Here is a 15,388-nt window from a genome sequence, read left to right on the forward strand (position 1 = left end):
AAGACCCGGAACAGGGACTTGTCCCGTACCGGCCGACGCATCAGGCCGCGTCAGTACGGGGCGGCCGTCTCGCCCTGCAGTGCCCGGGTCAGGTTCACGCAGGCGAACAGCAGGATGATCGCCACCGGCAATCCCGCGGTGATCGCCCCGGTCTGCAGCCCGTCCAGGGCCATCTCGCCGCCCACGATCAGCAGGGTCGCCGCTACCGCGCCCTCGGTGATGCCCCAGATCACCCGCTGACGCTTGGGCGAGCGCGTGCTCCCGCGCGAGACCAGCGCGTCGATCACGTGGGTCCCGGAGCCCGACGAGGTGATGAAGTAGGTCGCGATCAGGACGGTCGCCAGCCCCGAGGCCAGATGGAACAGCGGCAGCTGCTCCAGCGTGGCGTACAGCGCAATGGTCGTGTCCTCGGCCACCGCCGCCGCGATCCCCGCCCCGTCTCCGAACAGCTCGAAATGCAGCGCCGTGCCGCCGAACACCGCCAGCCACACGAACACGAAAAGGGACGGCAGCAGCAGCACGCCGGCAATGAACTCGCGGATGGTGCGCCCGCGCGAGACCCGCGCGATGAAGATCCCGACGAACGGTGACCAGGCGATCCACCAGGCCCAGTAGAAGATGGTCCAGCTCTTCTGCCACTCGGCCTCCTGCATCGCGCCGGCGGTCAGACTCAGCTGCACGATGTGGTTGAGATACTCGCCAATGGAGTCGAGGAAGAAACGGATGATGAACAGCGTCGGCCCGGCGAGCAGCACGAACAGCAGCAACGCCGTGGCCAGCCACAGGTTGGCCAGGCTCATCCATTTCAGCCCGCGGTCCAGCCCGGAGATCACGGCCATCACCGCGACGAAGGTGATCGCCCCGATGATCCCCACCTGGAACCAGCCGGACACCGGCATGCCGAACAGCACGTTGAGGCCGGTGTTCAGCTGCATCGCGCCGAAGCCCAGCGAGGTCGCCAGCCCGAACAGCGTGCCGAACACCGCGAGGATGTCGATCACGTGCCCGATCGGCCCGTAGATCCGATCCCCCAGCATTGGATAGAAGATCGACCGAATGGTCAGCGGCAGGCCCTTGCGGAACGAGAAATACGCCACCGACAGGCCCAGCACCACGTACACCGCCCAGGCATGCAGGCCCCAGTGGAAAAAGGTGAAGGCCATGGCTTCACCGGCCGCCTCCTGGGTCTCGCCCTCGCCGAACGGCGGGTTCTGGTAGTGCAGCATCGGCTCGGCCACGCTCCAGAAGATCAGACCGATGCCCATGCCCGCCCCGAACAGCAGGGAGAACCACGCCATGAAGCTGAACTCCGGACGGTCCTCGGTATTCCCGAGGCGAATCCGCCCGTACGGACTGAGCGCCAGCCAGACCAGAAAGGCAAGGAAGACGGTCACCGCCAGGATGTAGATCCAGCCCAGATACTCGGTGATGAACCCGTGGATCGCGGCAAAGGTCAGCGAGGCCGTCTCGGTGAAGATGACCCCGAACAGCACGAAGGTCAGCACCACGATCGACGAGGCGGTGAACACCACCGGGTTTACGGTGGCGAAGAACGCATGCGGTCGTCCGAATATCATTCGTTCTCTCTCAGGTTTGTGCGTAGATCCGCTGGCCGCGCAGCCGTGCCGTCAGGCCTCGCCCGAGCGGCGGTAATGCTGCCGCAGCCAGCCCCCGACCGCCAGCAGCAGCGCCAGCACGCCCAGCGGCACCAGGGTCCAGGGCTGCAGTGCGTCGCCGTCCTCAATGGCCTCCGCCGCCCCGTAAAGCACGCTGGAATACACACCCCATTTCACGCACAGCCCCAGGGTCGTGGCCAGCACGAAGGTCGCGCGGGGCAGGCCCAGCATGCCCCCGGCATAATTGATGACGGAATGCGGGAACCCCGGGAAGGTACGCATCGCCATCAGATTCAGGAAGTCGCCGTGCCGACGCAGGGCCTCCACCAGCCAGGGATGGTGCCGCAGCGGGCCGCGATCCGCACCCAGACGACCCGCGAGCCAGTACCCGCCCAGCGCGCCCGCGACACTGCCGGTCACCAGCAGCGGGACCGCGACCCATGGCGCCACGAACGGCGCAATCAGCCACACCACCAGACTGCCCGGCAGCGCGAAGGTGAACAGGATCGCCATCAGCACCACCAGCCCCGCGAGCAGCCAGGGATCGCCGGTAAGCCGGCGCCCCGTCTCCAGGATCCATTCCGGATCACCGACGGCCATGCCCAGCCCGATCCCGAGCACCACCAGCCCGGCCAGCAACAGCGGACCGCCATGCTCTTTCAGGGAGCTCGCCATGGTCATTTCAGGCCCGACGGGCGTATCGTGGGAATGCTGACAACAAAAACAGCGAGGAGAGAGAGCAATGCAGAACCGTTTCCTGTTGGGGGCCATCATCGGCCTGATCGCCGGTATCATCCTGGCCTTTGCCTATGCCTACAACGCCGCGCCCGGACTGATGATCGTCGAGGACGAAAGCCAGTATGGCTACGCGGAAACCATCGAGCGCATCGAGACCGCGGCCGAAGCCGAAGGCTGGGCGGTCCCGACCAAGCACGACCTGAGCGGCACCGTGGGCGAACATGGATACGACGTCGCCCCGGTCACGGTCCTCGAACTGTGCCAGCCGGATCACGCCGGGAACCTCCTGAGCGAGGAAGACAACTATCTGGTGACCTCCATGATGCCCTGCCGCGTCTCGGTCTACGAACGCGCTGACGGTACCGTCATCGTATCGCGCATGAACACCAGTCTGGTGGCGCGGGTGTTCGGCGGCAGCATCGCCGAGATCATGGCCGAAGCCACCGAGGACAACGAACGCATCCTCGAAAGCGTGCTGCAGTAAACCGGCCCCGGCGCCCGGCCCGGCCGGGCGCCCTCCCCGCCCGCTTGTCCGCACGAGCGGCAACTACGATGATAGGCCCTCTCACGGAGATCCACGGCGGCCCACGCCGCCCCCGGCCACGAGACTGCCATGTCGTACCTCAAGGACTTTCCGAATGCCGAAGGCTATTTCGGTGATTTTGGCGGCGCCTTCCTGCCACCGGAACTCGAATCCCATTTCGCCGAGATCGAGCGCGCCTGGCGTCAGCTGGCGCTGTCGGCGGACTTCCTGCAGGAACTTCGCTACATCCGCCGGCATTACCAGGGCCGCCCCACCCCGGTCTACTACGCGCGCAACCTCAGCCGCGAGGCCGGCGCGCATATCTACCTCAAGCGCGAGGACCTCAACCACTCCGGGGCACACAAGCTCAATCACTGCATGGGCGAGGCCCTTCTCGCGCGCCACATGGGCAAGAAGAAGCTGATCGCGGAGACCGGCGCCGGCCAGCACGGCGTGGCCCTGGCCACTGCGGCGGCCTGCTTCGGCATGGAATGCGAGATCCACATGGGCGAGATCGACATCGAAAAGGAAGCGCCCAACGTCACCCGCATGAAGCTGATGGGGGCGGAGGTCGTCCCGGTATCTTTCGGCGGGCGCAGCCTCAAGGAAGCGGTGGACTCCGCGTTCCAGTCGTATCTCTCGCAGGCCGACGAGGCCCTGTTCGCGATCGGCTCGGTGGTCGGCCCGCACCCGTTCCCGCTGATGGTGCGCAACTTCCAGTCGGTGGTGGGGATCGAGGCGCGCGAGCAGTATCAGGAACTGACCGACGGCCAGCTGCCGGAACAGGTGGTTGCCTGCGTGGGGGGCGGGTCCAACGCAATGGGCATGTTCGCCGGTTTCATCGATGATCCCGAGGTGCAGCTCAACGGTGTGGAGCCGCTGGGTCGCGGCAGCGAACCGGGACAGCATTCCGCCACCATGACCTTCGGCAAACCGGGGATGCTGCACGGCTTCAAGTGCATGCTGCTGACCGACAACGAGGGCAACCCGGCCCCGGTGCATTCGATCGCCTCCGGGCTGGACTACCCCGGGGTCGGCCCCGAACACTCGTATCTGAAGACCACCGGGCGGGTCGCCTATCACGCCATCGGCGATGACGAGACTCTGGATGCCTTTTACCGCCTGTCGCGGACCGAAGGCATCATCCCCGCCCTGGAGAGCGCCCATGCAGTCGCCTGGGCGGTGGAGCACGCGCGCGAGCACCCGGGCAGCACCGTACTGGTGAACCTTTCCGGGCGCGGCGACAAGGACATCGACTACGTGGCACGCACCTTCGGTCATGGCCGGGCGGAATGAAAACAGCGCACGCATTGAGGCTTCCGCCCCGGACGTGCAATCATCCCACTATCACCAAACAAGGGAGGTATCGGGGTGAGCGACAACGACGATCTGCAAAAGCAAAAAGAAGAGCTGGAAAAGGCCTACGACACCGATCACGAGATCGGTGAGCAGAACATCAACCCTCTCGGACTGGATCTCCACAACCCGGTTTTCGTGGTCAGTGCCGCACTGATCCTGCTGTTCGTGATCGGCGCCCTGGTCTTCCCGGAACAGGCGAATGACAGCCTCGGCGCCACCCAGACCTGGATCCAGGAAACCTTCGACTGGCTGTTCCTCTCGGCCGGCAACCTGTTCGTCCTCTTCGCCCTCGCCCTGATCCTCCTCCCGATCGGCCGCATCCGTATCGGCGGCCAGGACGCCAAACCCGATTTCGGCGTGCTGTCCTGGTTCTCCATGCTGTTCGCCGCGGGCATGGGCATCGGCCTGATGTTCTGGGCCGTGGCGGAACCCGTGGGCTACTTCACCGAATGGTTCGGCACCCCGCTGGGGATCGAAGGCGGCACCGAGGCCTCCAAGCAAGCCGCGCTGGGCGCCACCATGTATCACTGGGGTCTGCATCCCTGGGCGGTCTACGCCATCGTCGGCCTCGCGCTGGCCTTCTTCGCCTACAACAAGGGGCTGCCGCTGACCATCCGTTCGGCGTTCTACCCGATCCTGGGCGAGCGCGTCTGGGGCCCGTTCGGCCACGTGATCGACACCCTGGCGGTGCTGGCCACGCTGTTCGGTCTCGCCACCTCGCTGGGTCTGGGGGCGCAGCAGGCGGCCTCCGGCCTGGACTTCCTGTTCGACGGCATCGACGGCGGACTGGGCACGCAGCTGGCGGTGATCATCGGCATCACCGTGATCGCCCTGCTCTCGGTCATGCGCGGCATCGACGGCGGGGTGAAGGTGCTGAGCAACCTCAACCTGATCGTCGCCGGGCTGCTCATGCTGTTCGTGATGATCTTCGGCGGCTTCATCGCCTTCCTCGCCAACACCGGCACCACGCTCTCGGCCTATGCCCAGTACATCATCCCGCTGAGCAACCCGGTCGGGCGTGAGGACGAGACCTTCTACCACAGCTGGACGATCTTCTTCTGGGCGTGGTGGATCTCCTGGTCGCCGTTCGTCGGCATGTTCATCGCGCGCGTCTCGCGCGGCCGTACGGTGCGCCAGTTCGTCACCGCCGTGCTGATCGTACCCACGCTGGTCACCGTCATCTGGATGAGCGTGTTCGGCGGTACCGGCATCGATCAAGTGCGCGAAGGCATCGGCGCGCTGGCCGACGAGGGCATCACCGACTCCTCGCTGGCGCTGTTCCAGATGCTGCAGAACCTGCCGCTGGCCGCGCTCACCTCGTTCCTGGCCGTGGTGCTGGTGCTGGTGTTCTTCGTGACCTCCTCGGACTCCGGTTCGCTGGTCATCGACAGCATCACCTCCGGCGGCAAGACCGACGCCCCGCAGTCCCAGCGCCTGTTCTGGGCCACCGTCGAGGGCCTGATCGCCGCCGTACTGCTGGCCGTGGGCGGAGCCGCCGCCCTGTCGGCCCTCCAGGCCGGAGCCGTCAGCACCGGTCTGCCGTTCATGATCGTGCTTCTGGTCATGTCGGTCAGCCTGCTGATGGGGCTGTTCCACGAGCTGAAGCTGATCCGGATCGCCGAGGCCGAAGCAGCCGGCAAGGCGTAGGACCGGCCTGCTCCACTGCCCGCTCCGTCTTCCGGAGCGGGCCGGGCCACCCGCCGGGAGCGCCTTCCGGCGGGTTTTTTGTTTTCCGGGATCCGGCCGACATCCGGGCGGATCCCGGCACGGATACAGGAGGCCGCAGCATGCGCCGAGAACGCGTCGAATTTCCGGGCCACCAGGGCCAGATGCTGGCCGGGCGCATCGACCGCCCCACCGGGCCCGTACGGGCCTGGGCCCTGTTCGCCCACTGCTTTACCTGCGGCAAGGACAATCGCGCCGCCAACCGCATCGCCCGCGGGCTGGCCGAGGCCGGGATCGCGACGCTGAGGTTCGATTTCACCGGACTGGGCGACAGCGAGGGCGACTTCGCCAACAGCGGCTTCTCCTCCAATCTGGAGGACCTGCTGGCCGCGGCCGACTACCTGCGCGGGCGAGAGGCCGCCCCCGCCCTGCTGGTTGGCCACAGCCTGGGCGGCGCGGCGGTACTGGGCGTCGCCGGTCGGATTCCAGAATGCCGCGCGGTCGCCACCATCGCCGCCCCGTTCGAGGCCGACAGCGTGCTGGACCACTTCGGCGAGGCGCTAGAGACCATCGAGACCGAAGGCGAGGCGACGGTGAACCTCGCCGGCCGCCCGTTCCGTATCCGGCGGGAGTTCGTCGAGGACCTGCGCAGCCAGACCCAGGCCGAACGCATCCGCGACCTCGACCGGCCGCTGATGATCCTGCACGCTCCGGGCGACACGGTGGTGTCGGTGGACGCGGCGCGGCGCATCTTCGAGACGGCGCGCCATCCAAAGAGCTTCGTGTCACTGGACGATGCCGACCACACCCTGCTCAATCCGGCCGACGCCGAATACGTGGCCGGACTGGTCGCCGCCTGGGGCACACGCTATATCGGCGAAGAACGAGGGGATTCGGCGGACGCGGACGCGCCCGGCGACGGGACCGCAGTGACGGTCGAGGAGACCGGCGACGGCCAGTACCAGCAGGACGTCCGCATCGGCCCGCATCACTTCCTGGCCGACGAACCGCCGGACGTCGGCGGCGATGGCACCGGCCCGAACCCCTACGAGCTACTGCTGGCGTCGCTGGGGGCCTGCACCAGCATGACCCTGCGCATGTACGCCGCGCACAAGCAGCTGCCGCTGGAACGCGTCCGGGTGCATCTGCAGCACGAGAAACTCAAGGGCGAGAACGGCCCGGTCGACCGCATCACCCGCGAGATCACCATCGAGGGCGACCTGGATGCGAAACAGCGCGAACGCATGCTGCAGATCGCCGATCGCTGTCCGGTACACCGCACCCTGCACGGCGAGGTGCAGGTGGAGACCCGGGAACGGTCTACAGGTACTTCAGACGCGCGCTGAGGCTGTCCACGTCGGAGACGACATCCTGCAGAGTCGTGCCGCCATCGGAGGAACCGACCACCACGCCCCGGCCGGACACCGGAATGATGCTGTCAATCTGGAAGCGACCGGCGGTTCCGCGCAGGAAACATTCCTCGTCGAAGAACAGGGTGTCGCCTTCGGGGCCGATCGTATCCGCCTCGAGGGTTTCGTATCCGATCAGTCCGGGCAGGTCTTCCCGTCCGCCGATCTCGATCGGTTCGATGGACTGTTTTTCGGCATCGATCAGCAGTGCTTTCATGGCTTTCTCCCGTGCAGCAAGTAGTGGTGAATCGTGATGGACCCGGCGCGACCTCAGGGCGTTCCGCCACGCAGCAGGCCGGCCGCGGCGAGGAAATCCTGCAACCCGCGGGTGTAAAGCGACCCGGACCGCAGGAAGCCGTCGTTGTGGCCGCCGCACAGGCCCAGGATCGGCGGGGTGCCCGGGGCCGCCGCCTGCAGGCGGCGCGCATGCTCGAAGGGCACGATCTCGTCCTCGCGCGCATGCACCAGCAGCAGCGGGGCTTCCAGGCGCCGGACATGTTCGAGGACCGGATACGGATGGCGGATCAGCCAGCGTACCGGCAGGAACGGGTAGATCTCCGCCCCCAGATCCGCCGCCGAAGTGAACGCGGACTCCAGGATCACCGCACCGGGTTCGCGCTCCGCCGCCAGGCGCGCCGCCACCGCCGCCCCCAGCGAGCGGCCGAACACCACGATGTCCTCCGTCGCGTAGCCGCGTTCCTCGCGCAGATAGTCCCAGGCGGCCTCGGCGTCGGCGTGCAGCCCCGGCGCATCCGGCCGGCCCGAGGAACGGCCGTAGCCGCGATAATCGATGATCAGCACCGCGAGCCCCACCTCGTGGAACCGCTGCAGCGAATGCAGGCGATGCCCGATGTTGCCCGCATTGCCATGGAAGAACAGCAGCACCGGGGCATCCTCCTCCGGCCCCGGCAGATACCAGCCGTGCAGGCGCACGTCCGCCTCCGGCTCCAGCCACACCTCCTCGAAGTCCAGCCCGGCGTCCGCGGGCGTGGAGGTCACGTCACGCGAGGGCATGTAAATCAGGCGGTCCTGGGTCAGATAGACGGTCGCCACCAGCACGGCGTAACCCGTCGCGAGCAGGATCAGGAACCGGATCACATTGGCCATGCCCATGATCCTGAACATCCCCGTCGCCCTGCGCAACTCGGGTACAATGGGCGCGTCTCATCCCCGCGCCCGACACGGTCCTCGCGATGCGCCATTCCCTGCTGACCAACACCGAACTCCTCGGCCTGGATCGTGACCGGCTGCTACAGCGTCTGGCCGGCGACACCGCCCCGGACGATGCCCTCGCCTCCGCACTGGACCGCGCGCTGGAGTCGGTTGACGCCGCCGGTCTGGAGGCGCATGCGCTGGATGTCGCCGAGATCCTGCGCCACCTCAACGTCGACCGTCAGACCCTGATCGCCACCCTGCTGGTCCCGGTCTTTCTCGCTGGCCACGCCGACGCAAAGGCCCTGCGCCGGGACTACGGCGAACGCGTCGCGCAGCTCACCGAGAACGTCTCCGCACTGGTCCGCCGCCGCTTCGAGACCCCGGCCGGCCGGCCCGAACAGGCCGAGCGCCTGCGCCGCATGCTGATGGCCATGGTCGACGACGTGCGCGCGGTGCTGATCAAGCTGGCGTTCCGCGTGCAGCACCTGCGCCTGGTGGTCAAGGAACCCGACGCCAGTGCCCGCGCGCTGGCACAGGAGACCCTGGACGTGATCGCCCCGCTGGCCAACCGGCTGGGCGTGGGCCAGCTCAAGTGGGAGATGGAAGATCTCTCGCTGCGCATCCTCGAACCGGAGACCTACCGCGATATCGCGCGCGGGCTGGAGGAGAACCGCACCGAGCGCGAGGAATACGTCGCCCGCTTCACCCGGATGCTGGAAAAGCACCTGGCCGATGCGGGGATCGAGGCCCGGGTGTTCGGCCGGCCCAAGCACATCTACAGCATCTGGAAGAAGATGCAACGCAAGAACACCTCGCTGTCCGAGCTGTACGACCTGCGCGCCACGCGCGTGATCGTCGACCGGCTGGCGACCTGCTACACCGTGCTGGGCGTGGTGCACAACCACTGGCGCCACCTGCCCGGCGAGTTCGACGACTACATCGCCAACCCCAAGGACAACGGCTACCAGTCCCTGCACACCGCGGTGGTGGGACCGGAGGGCAAAGTCGTGGAAGTGCAGATCCGCACCCGCGAGATGGACGAGTTCGCCGAACTCGGGGTCGCCGCCCACTGGCGCTACAAGGAAGGCGGACGCGAGGATCGCGCCCTGAACCAGGCCATCACCTCGCTGCGCCAGCTACTGGAGAACGACGGCTCCGACCAGAACCTGCTCGACGAGATCCAGAGCGAGCCGCTGCACCAGCGCGTGTTCGTACTGACCCCGCAGGGCGACGTGCTGGACCTCGCCCAGGGCGCCACGCCGCTGGATTTCGCCTACGCCGTGCACACCGAGGTGGGCCACCGCTGCCGCGGCGCCAAGGTCGACGGGCGCATCGTCCCGCTCACCTACCGCCTGCGCTCCGGCGAACGCGTCGAGGTCCTCACCACGCGCGAGGGCGGCCCCAGCCGCGACTGGCTCAACCCCAACCTCGGCTATCTCAACACCTCCCGGGCGCGGGCCAAGGTGCGCACCTGGTTCCGCCAGCAGCATCAGGACGAGCACCTCGCCACCGGCAAGCAGCTGTTCGACCGCGAATGCCAGCGTCTCGGACTGCACGAACGCATCCCCGATCTCGACCGCGACGAACTCGCGCGGCAGATGAAATACCCCGGGTTCGACGAGCTGATGATCGCGCTGGGCGCCGGCGACATCACCACGGGACAGATCGCCGGACGCCTGGCGCAGATGATCCGCGAGCGCCGCGAACGCGACAAGACCCGCGAGGAGGCGCCCGCCGCGCCGAGCCCCCGTCGCCGCGAGGGCCGCCGCGATGGCGACGCCGCGGAGCACAACGCCGAGGACATCCGCATCCGCGGGGTCGGCGGTCTGCTCACCACCCGCGCGCAGTGCTGCGACCCGCAGCCCGGGGACCCGATCATCGGCTTCATCACCCGCGGCGCCGGTGTCTCCGTGCACCGCGACGACTGCCCCAACATCCTCCACCTGCCGGAGGACAAGCGCGCACGCCTGATACCGGTCAGCTGGGGCGATGAACCCGAAACCGAAATCGTGTCGCTGGAGCTGGAAGCGCAGGACCGCGCCGGCCTGTTCGCCGAGGTCGGCGGGGTGTTCTCGCAGAGCGGGATCAATCTGCTGCGGGTCAACACGCAGACCGATCCGGCAGATCGCAGCGTGCGCATGGAGCTGGAGGCGGAGGTCTCCGACCTGGGCGAGCTGAGCGGCCTGTTCGACCGCCTGCATTCACTGGATAACGTCTACGAGGTGCGCCGGGTCAGCCCCGGCGGGTGTTCTGATACGCCCCCACCGCCCGCTGGCCCTGACGCAGGCCCTTGATCTCGCGCGCGGTCTCGGAGCGCCGTTCGGCCAGCCCCGGCACCGTGGCCGCATAGAACTCGGACAACCGCTCCAGCGCCGCGCGCACGTCGGTCTCGGCGCCCGCCGGAGGGCGGTCTCCGCTGCTCACCGTGGCACGCTGGATCAGCGCCCGCGCTTCCTCGTCGAGCGCGGGCAGGGATTCCCAGTCCTCGGCATCCCGGGCCGCCTGCAGGCGGCCCAGGACATCATCCAGCGCACTCGCCAGCGAACGAGGGTCCAAGACGGTCAGCTGGCGCGAGATGCGGACGCGTTGCGGTATTCCGGCGGGATCTCGTCCCAGCCTGCCTTGATCTCGCGCAGCAGCTTCGACACCTCGTCCAGCCGTTCCGGATCGTTGTGCAGGTTGGCCTCGGTCAGGCGGCGCATCATGTAGGAATACAGCGCGGCCAGACGCTCGGCCAGCTCCGGATTGTGCTTGTCATCCAGCATCGAGCGCAGGGAGTCGATGATGTCGATCGCCTTGCCGATACGCTCGCCCTTGTAAGCGATATTGCCCGCCTTCATCGCACCCTTGGCCACCGCGATCCGCTCCAGCGCCCCCTCGAACAACATCTGCACCAGACGGTGCGGATCCGCGACCTGCACCTCGGACAGCATGCCCGCCTGGCGGTAGGAATCGACGTTCTTTCTCGTGTTCATGCCGTACATGCTCGCCTCCGTTCGGAAACCGGACGGCACCTTTGCGGCACCGCCTGCCAATCATCGATGGATCGTTCTGTTACTGTCCCATACCGGCCAGCTGCTGCTGCAGGTAATCCCCTGTCTGCTGCATCTGGGCCACGGCCGTATCCATGCTGGAGAACTGGCGCACCAGGCGGGCCTCCAGCCGTTCGATCCGGTCATCCAGCCGTTCACGCTGGTCATCCACCCGCGACTGCTCGTTCTGCAACCCGTCCTGGCGGACCTGGAACAGACCCTCGCGCCCGGTAATGCTCTCGAGGGTATCGTCCACCCCGCCGGCCAGGTCGCGCACCGCCGCGGCGATGTCGTCGAAGCCCTCACGCTCCATCGCATCATCGAACCGCTGGGTATCGAACTGCAGCGTCCCGTCACGCTGAGTCGTGATGCCGAGATCCGCGAAGGTCTGGTTGTTGATGCCTTCTACCGACGAGCGTTCGATCAACGCATTGCTCAGGCGGCTGCGTGCACTGCGCACGGTGGAATCCCCGGTCAGCACCGAGGCCTCGTCTTCCTCGACGTCGTAACTCGTCAGTTCCCGGACCTCACCGATCATGCTGTTGTAGGCCTCGACGAACGACTCCAGCTGATTGCGCAGTGCGCCTCGGTCTTCGCTGATCGAGACCCGCGTGGAACCTTCAGCTTCCAGGTCGATGGACAGGCCCTCGATGGTGTCCTCCAGCGTGTTGCTCGGGCTGGTGATGGCCATCCCGTTGATCACGGCCTCGGCATCCTGGGCCTGCACCATCTCGGTCTGGTTCTCCAGACGCTGCAGATCCGCATCACCGTCCACGGTCACCGAGATCGTGTTCTCCGCACCGGTGCGCTCGGCGGTCATCGTCAGGCGCGGGCCGTCGCCGTCGTTCACGATGGAGGCATTCACGCCCGCATCCGCATCGTTGATCGCATTGCGCAGATCACGCAGGGAGTCACCGTCCTCCACCTCGATGGACACCTCATCACCGTCGCCCACCTGGATGGTAAAAGTCCCGGACCCGACGTCGTCGCTCGACTCCTCGAACAGCCCGGAATCGGAGGCCACCGTCTGCGCCCGGGCCAGCTGATTGACCTCCAGGTCGAACTCCCCGTTCGGTGCATCGCCGGTGACGAACACACTGGCCACATCGTCGTTCGTCAGCGACACCGACTGCTCGGGCTCGAACTCGGCCAGACTCGACACGGCCGAACCGATCCCGTCCATGGTGTTGCTGATCTGCCCGTAGGCGGAGATCTCCGCCTCGATGCGTTCCTCGCGTTCGTTCAGCCGGGCCTCGCGCGGCGCGCGCTGCGAGTTCACCAGATCGCCCACGATCTGATTTAGATCCAGCCCGGAACCGACACCGAGAGAACTGATGGCCATGATCGTTACCTTCCTGCCCGCTGCGCGGGTGTCCCGTCGTTTCTGACCAGGTTAACGGCCCTTCTGCCGAAAACTTGAGCGGATGAATCATTATGGACCCAAGCCTGCCCCCGCGGGTCATCCTCGAATGAGAAGAGTCACTGTAGGAGCGGCTTTAGCCGCGAAAACGACCACCATGTGGCCCCCACATCCACATTCGCGCGCAAGCGCGCTCCTACAAGGACCGGGCCAGCGCAATAACGCCTTCGACGCAGCAAGAACGATGCCGCCCGGCCCGCACCGCTCAGGCCTTGTCGACAAATCCCGTGCCGCCAAGCGCCCGTTCGTTCTCGAAATGCTCCGCCAGGACTAGCATCTGCTCCGGCGGGATCTGGCGGATGATCTCGTCGCTTTCGCCATCCATCACCGTGATGACAGTGCGCCCGGTGGAATCATCCACACTGAACTCCAGGGTTCGCTGACTGTTCTGCAGATAGGCGTTGATCGATTCGACCACCGGCTCGAGGTCGGAGGCCTCCACCGGTTCAGCGACCTCCCGCCTCTCGCTACCGGAAGACCCCTGCCGTTCCGGCCCGCTCTCGCTCGCCGGGGCGGCAGCTCCCTTCCGCTCGACAGCGCCACCCCCCGGAGCTTCCGAACCGCGCCCGTCAGCACGCCCGCCCCCGGATTCCCCGGAGCGGGTATTCGGCGTGTAGCCCCCGGCGCCCGGCATGCTGTTGTTGATCATATCCGTCATATGGCAGCCCTCCGTGGAAGGACCCGGGCCTCATGCCCGAATCCTTCCAGCGTCGTGGTCAGTGAGAGTTTACTGCAGAAGCCCCAGCACGTTCTGCGGCACCGCATTGGCCTGCGACAGCACGGCGATCCCGGCCTGCTGCAGCACCTGCGCCCGGGTCAGCTCCGCCGTCTCCGCGGCGAAGTCCGCATCCCGGATCCGCGAACGCGCATCCGACAGGTTTTCCGCGCTGATTTCCAGGTTGGAAATGGTGCTCTCGAAGCGCGTCTGCACCGCACCCAGCTCCGCACGCAGCGAGTTCACCTCGGTCAGCGCACCATCCAGCGCGCCCATCGCCTGCGTCGCGGTCTCGCGCGTCGTCACGTCGATGTCGTTCAGGGTTACGTTTTCGGCCGTTGCTCCGGCAAACAGATCGACATCCCCATCTCCATCTCCGTCCAGATCAATGTCCCCGCCGGTCACGCCCAGGTTTTCGGTGCCGAACTGCGAGGTAATCGCGATGGTCGTGTTGCCTTCATTGTCCACCCGCAGGGCGGCCTGCAGGTTGGCGTCCGCCACCGCCGCCGCATTGTCATCCCCGCCGGCCGCTTCATCGGCGATCTCCGCGTTCACCAGGCGGACCACATCCTCCAGCGTCTCGGCGCCATCCAGATCCACCACGATGGCGTCGAACGCGTCGCCCGTGATCGTGATATCGCTGATCGATTCAAACCCTTCGGAGATCTGTTCCTGCGTCAGGCCGTCTTCGCCGACGACCTCGGTCGTGCCCAGCTGCGACGTACGCGCATCCACGCCACTCACTGCGATGGTCTGCCCCTGGTTTGCCCCTACCTGGAAGAACAGGTCCTCCACCGTGCCATCCAGGATGCGGCCACCGTTGAACTCCGCCGAGTTGGCCACACGGCTGACCTCCTCCATCAGCTGCTGGACCTCGTCGTTGATCGCCTGACGGTCCGACGCCGAGTTGGTGTCGTTCGCCGCCTGCACCGCGAGCTCGCGCGCACGCTGCAGCGCGTCGCCAATGGTGTTCAGCGCCCCCTCGGCCGTCTGCGCGAACGAGATGCCGTCATTCGAGTTGCGCACCGCCTGATTGAGGCCATTGATCTGGCTGGTGAAACGTTCCGAGATGGCCAGTCCGGCCGCATCGTCCTTCGCACTGTTGATGCGAAGACCCGATGACAGACGCTCCAGCGACTGCGACAGGGCGTTCTGCGAGACATTCAGGTTCCGCTGGGCATTCAGCGAAAGGATGTTGGTGTTGATGACTTGCGACATGGTCTTTTCCTCTTGCCATGACAGCCCCATTACGGGGGCCAACCGTGCGGAAACATTTCCGCTCCTGCTGGCGGTAACGGCCGACGGGCAAGAACCTTTAGCCCCAGCGGCAAATTTTTTCCGCCCCGCTGCGCCGCACCATGTCGCGCCGCAAATCCCTTTACCCGGATTCTGGCCGATCCCGGCGGCAACTACCTGCCGCCGCCAAAAAATCCCCGCAATCCATCACACAGCCGGATCCCATATCCCGAACCCCGCCACCCCGTGGGAGCGCGCTCGCGCGCGAAAACGCACCCGCCCGGACTACCGCCCCCGAGATCACCCCACAACGCAAAAAGGCCCACCCCGATCACTCGGGACGGGCCCCGGGATGGCCCGCAACACGGGCCCGGAGGAAACCTCCGCCTTACTGCAGCAGACCCAGCACGTTCTGCGGCACCGCATTCGCCTGCGACAGCACCGAGGTCCCCGCCTGCTGCAGCACCTGCGCCCGGGTCAGCTCCGCCGTCTCCGCGGCAAAGTCCGCATCCCGGATCCG

At 66.7% G+C, this 15,388-nt stretch carries 15 protein-coding genes; 5 read left to right on the forward strand and 10 right to left on the reverse strand.

Going from position 1 to position 15,388, the window contains the following annotated elements; all coding sequences use genetic code 11:
• Positions 1 to 50 precede the first annotated feature (50 nt).
• Both F790_RS0107890 and F790_RS0107895 read right to left on the reverse strand, forming a co-directional pair.
• On the reverse strand, positions 51 to 1,577 hold the full coding sequence (locus F790_RS0107890) for a BCCT family transporter (RefSeq protein WP_019021951.1): 1,527 nt from the start codon (positions 1,575 to 1,577) through the stop codon (positions 51 to 53).
• Between the two features lie 51 nt (positions 1,578 to 1,628).
• The gene (locus F790_RS0107895) at positions 1,629 to 2,297 is read right to left on the reverse strand and encodes a TVP38/TMEM64 family protein (protein WP_019021950.1); all 669 of its coding nucleotides are present in this window, start codon (positions 2,295 to 2,297) and stop codon (positions 1,629 to 1,631) included.
• Positions 2,298 to 2,358: 61 nt separating this feature from the next.
• Here F790_RS0107895 and F790_RS0107900 point away from each other — a divergent pair, with 61 nt between their 5' ends.
• From F790_RS0107900 to F790_RS0107915, 4 genes are all read left to right on the forward strand, one after another.
• Positions 2,359 to 2,838 carry a DUF302 domain-containing protein gene (locus F790_RS0107900; protein WP_019591305.1) on the forward strand — a complete coding sequence of 160 codons (480 nt, stop codon included), beginning with the start codon at positions 2,359 to 2,361 and terminating at the stop codon, positions 2,836 to 2,838.
• Between the two features lie 129 nt (positions 2,839 to 2,967).
• Positions 2,968 to 4,173: a tryptophan synthase subunit beta gene (gene trpB / locus F790_RS0107905; protein WP_019591306.1), complete on the forward strand. Its 1,206-nt coding sequence runs from the start codon at positions 2,968 to 2,970 to the stop codon at positions 4,171 to 4,173.
• A 75-nt stretch (positions 4,174 to 4,248) separates the two neighbouring features.
• A complete protein-coding gene (locus F790_RS0107910; protein ID WP_019591307.1) occupies positions 4,249 to 5,883 on the forward strand; it encodes a BCCT family transporter in 1,635 nt (544 codons plus the stop codon).
• Between the two features lie 140 nt (positions 5,884 to 6,023).
• The gene (locus tag F790_RS0107915) at positions 6,024 to 7,247 is read left to right on the forward strand and encodes a bifunctional alpha/beta hydrolase/OsmC family protein (RefSeq protein WP_019591308.1); all 1,224 of its coding nucleotides are present in this window, start codon (positions 6,024 to 6,026) and stop codon (positions 7,245 to 7,247) included.
• Here the strand turns inward: F790_RS0107915 and F790_RS0107920 are convergent.
• Positions 7,222 to 7,527 (reverse strand): hypothetical protein, encoded by a 306-nt coding sequence (locus F790_RS0107920; protein ID WP_019590289.1) that lies wholly within the window; start codon positions 7,525 to 7,527, stop codon positions 7,222 to 7,224. The two genes, F790_RS0107915 and F790_RS0107920, sit on opposite strands and share 26 nt — an antisense overlap.
• Positions 7,528 to 7,580: 53 nt before the next feature.
• Positions 7,581 to 8,417 carry an alpha/beta hydrolase gene (locus F790_RS0107925; RefSeq protein ID WP_019021945.1) on the reverse strand — a complete coding sequence of 279 codons (837 nt, stop codon included), beginning with the start codon at positions 8,415 to 8,417 and terminating at the stop codon, positions 7,581 to 7,583.
• Positions 8,418 to 8,503: 86 nt separating this feature from the next.
• On the opposite strand from F790_RS0107925, the gene F790_RS0107930 reads away from it, so the two are divergent.
• The gene (locus F790_RS0107930; protein ID WP_019591309.1) at positions 8,504 to 10,759 is read left to right on the forward strand and encodes a bifunctional (p)ppGpp synthetase/guanosine-3',5'-bis(diphosphate) 3'-pyrophosphohydrolase; all 2,256 of its coding nucleotides are present in this window, start codon (positions 8,504 to 8,506) and stop codon (positions 10,757 to 10,759) included.
• Here the strand turns inward: F790_RS0107930 and F790_RS0107935 are convergent.
• The 6 genes from F790_RS0107935 to F790_RS14185 all read right to left on the reverse strand — a co-directional run.
• Positions 10,698 to 11,021, reverse strand: a complete 324-nt coding sequence (locus F790_RS0107935; RefSeq protein WP_019590292.1) for a flagellar protein FliT — start codon at positions 11,019 to 11,021, stop codon at positions 10,698 to 10,700. The genes F790_RS0107930 and F790_RS0107935 overlap by 62 nt on opposite strands.
• 5 nt (positions 11,022 to 11,026) lie before the next feature.
• Complete coding sequence (fliS, locus tag F790_RS0107940) at positions 11,027 to 11,449, reverse strand: flagellar export chaperone FliS (protein ID WP_019021942.1); 423 nt, start codon at positions 11,447 to 11,449, stop codon at positions 11,027 to 11,029.
• Positions 11,450 to 11,519: 70 nt separating this feature from the next.
• Positions 11,520 to 12,839, reverse strand: coding sequence for a flagellar filament capping protein FliD (gene fliD / locus F790_RS0107945; protein WP_019591310.1), 1,320 nt, complete (start codon positions 12,837 to 12,839; stop codon positions 11,520 to 11,522).
• Between the two features lie 283 nt (positions 12,840 to 13,122).
• A complete protein-coding gene (locus tag F790_RS14945) occupies positions 13,123 to 13,575 on the reverse strand; it encodes a flagellar protein FlaG (RefSeq protein ID WP_081647418.1) in 453 nt (150 codons plus the stop codon).
• A 69-nt stretch (positions 13,576 to 13,644) separates the two neighbouring features.
• Entirely contained in the window at positions 13,645 to 14,850 is a 1,206-nt protein-coding gene (locus F790_RS0107955; protein ID WP_026332898.1) for a flagellin, read from the reverse strand.
• Between the two features lie 406 nt (positions 14,851 to 15,256).
• Positions 15,257 to 15,388: flagellin (locus F790_RS14185; protein WP_255349451.1), on the reverse strand; the 132-nt coding region annotated here is incomplete at its 5' end.

This window comes from Thioalkalivibrio sp. ALE20 (assembly GCF_000381405.1).
GTDB lineage: Bacteria > Pseudomonadota > Gammaproteobacteria > Ectothiorhodospirales > Ectothiorhodospiraceae > Thioalkalivibrio.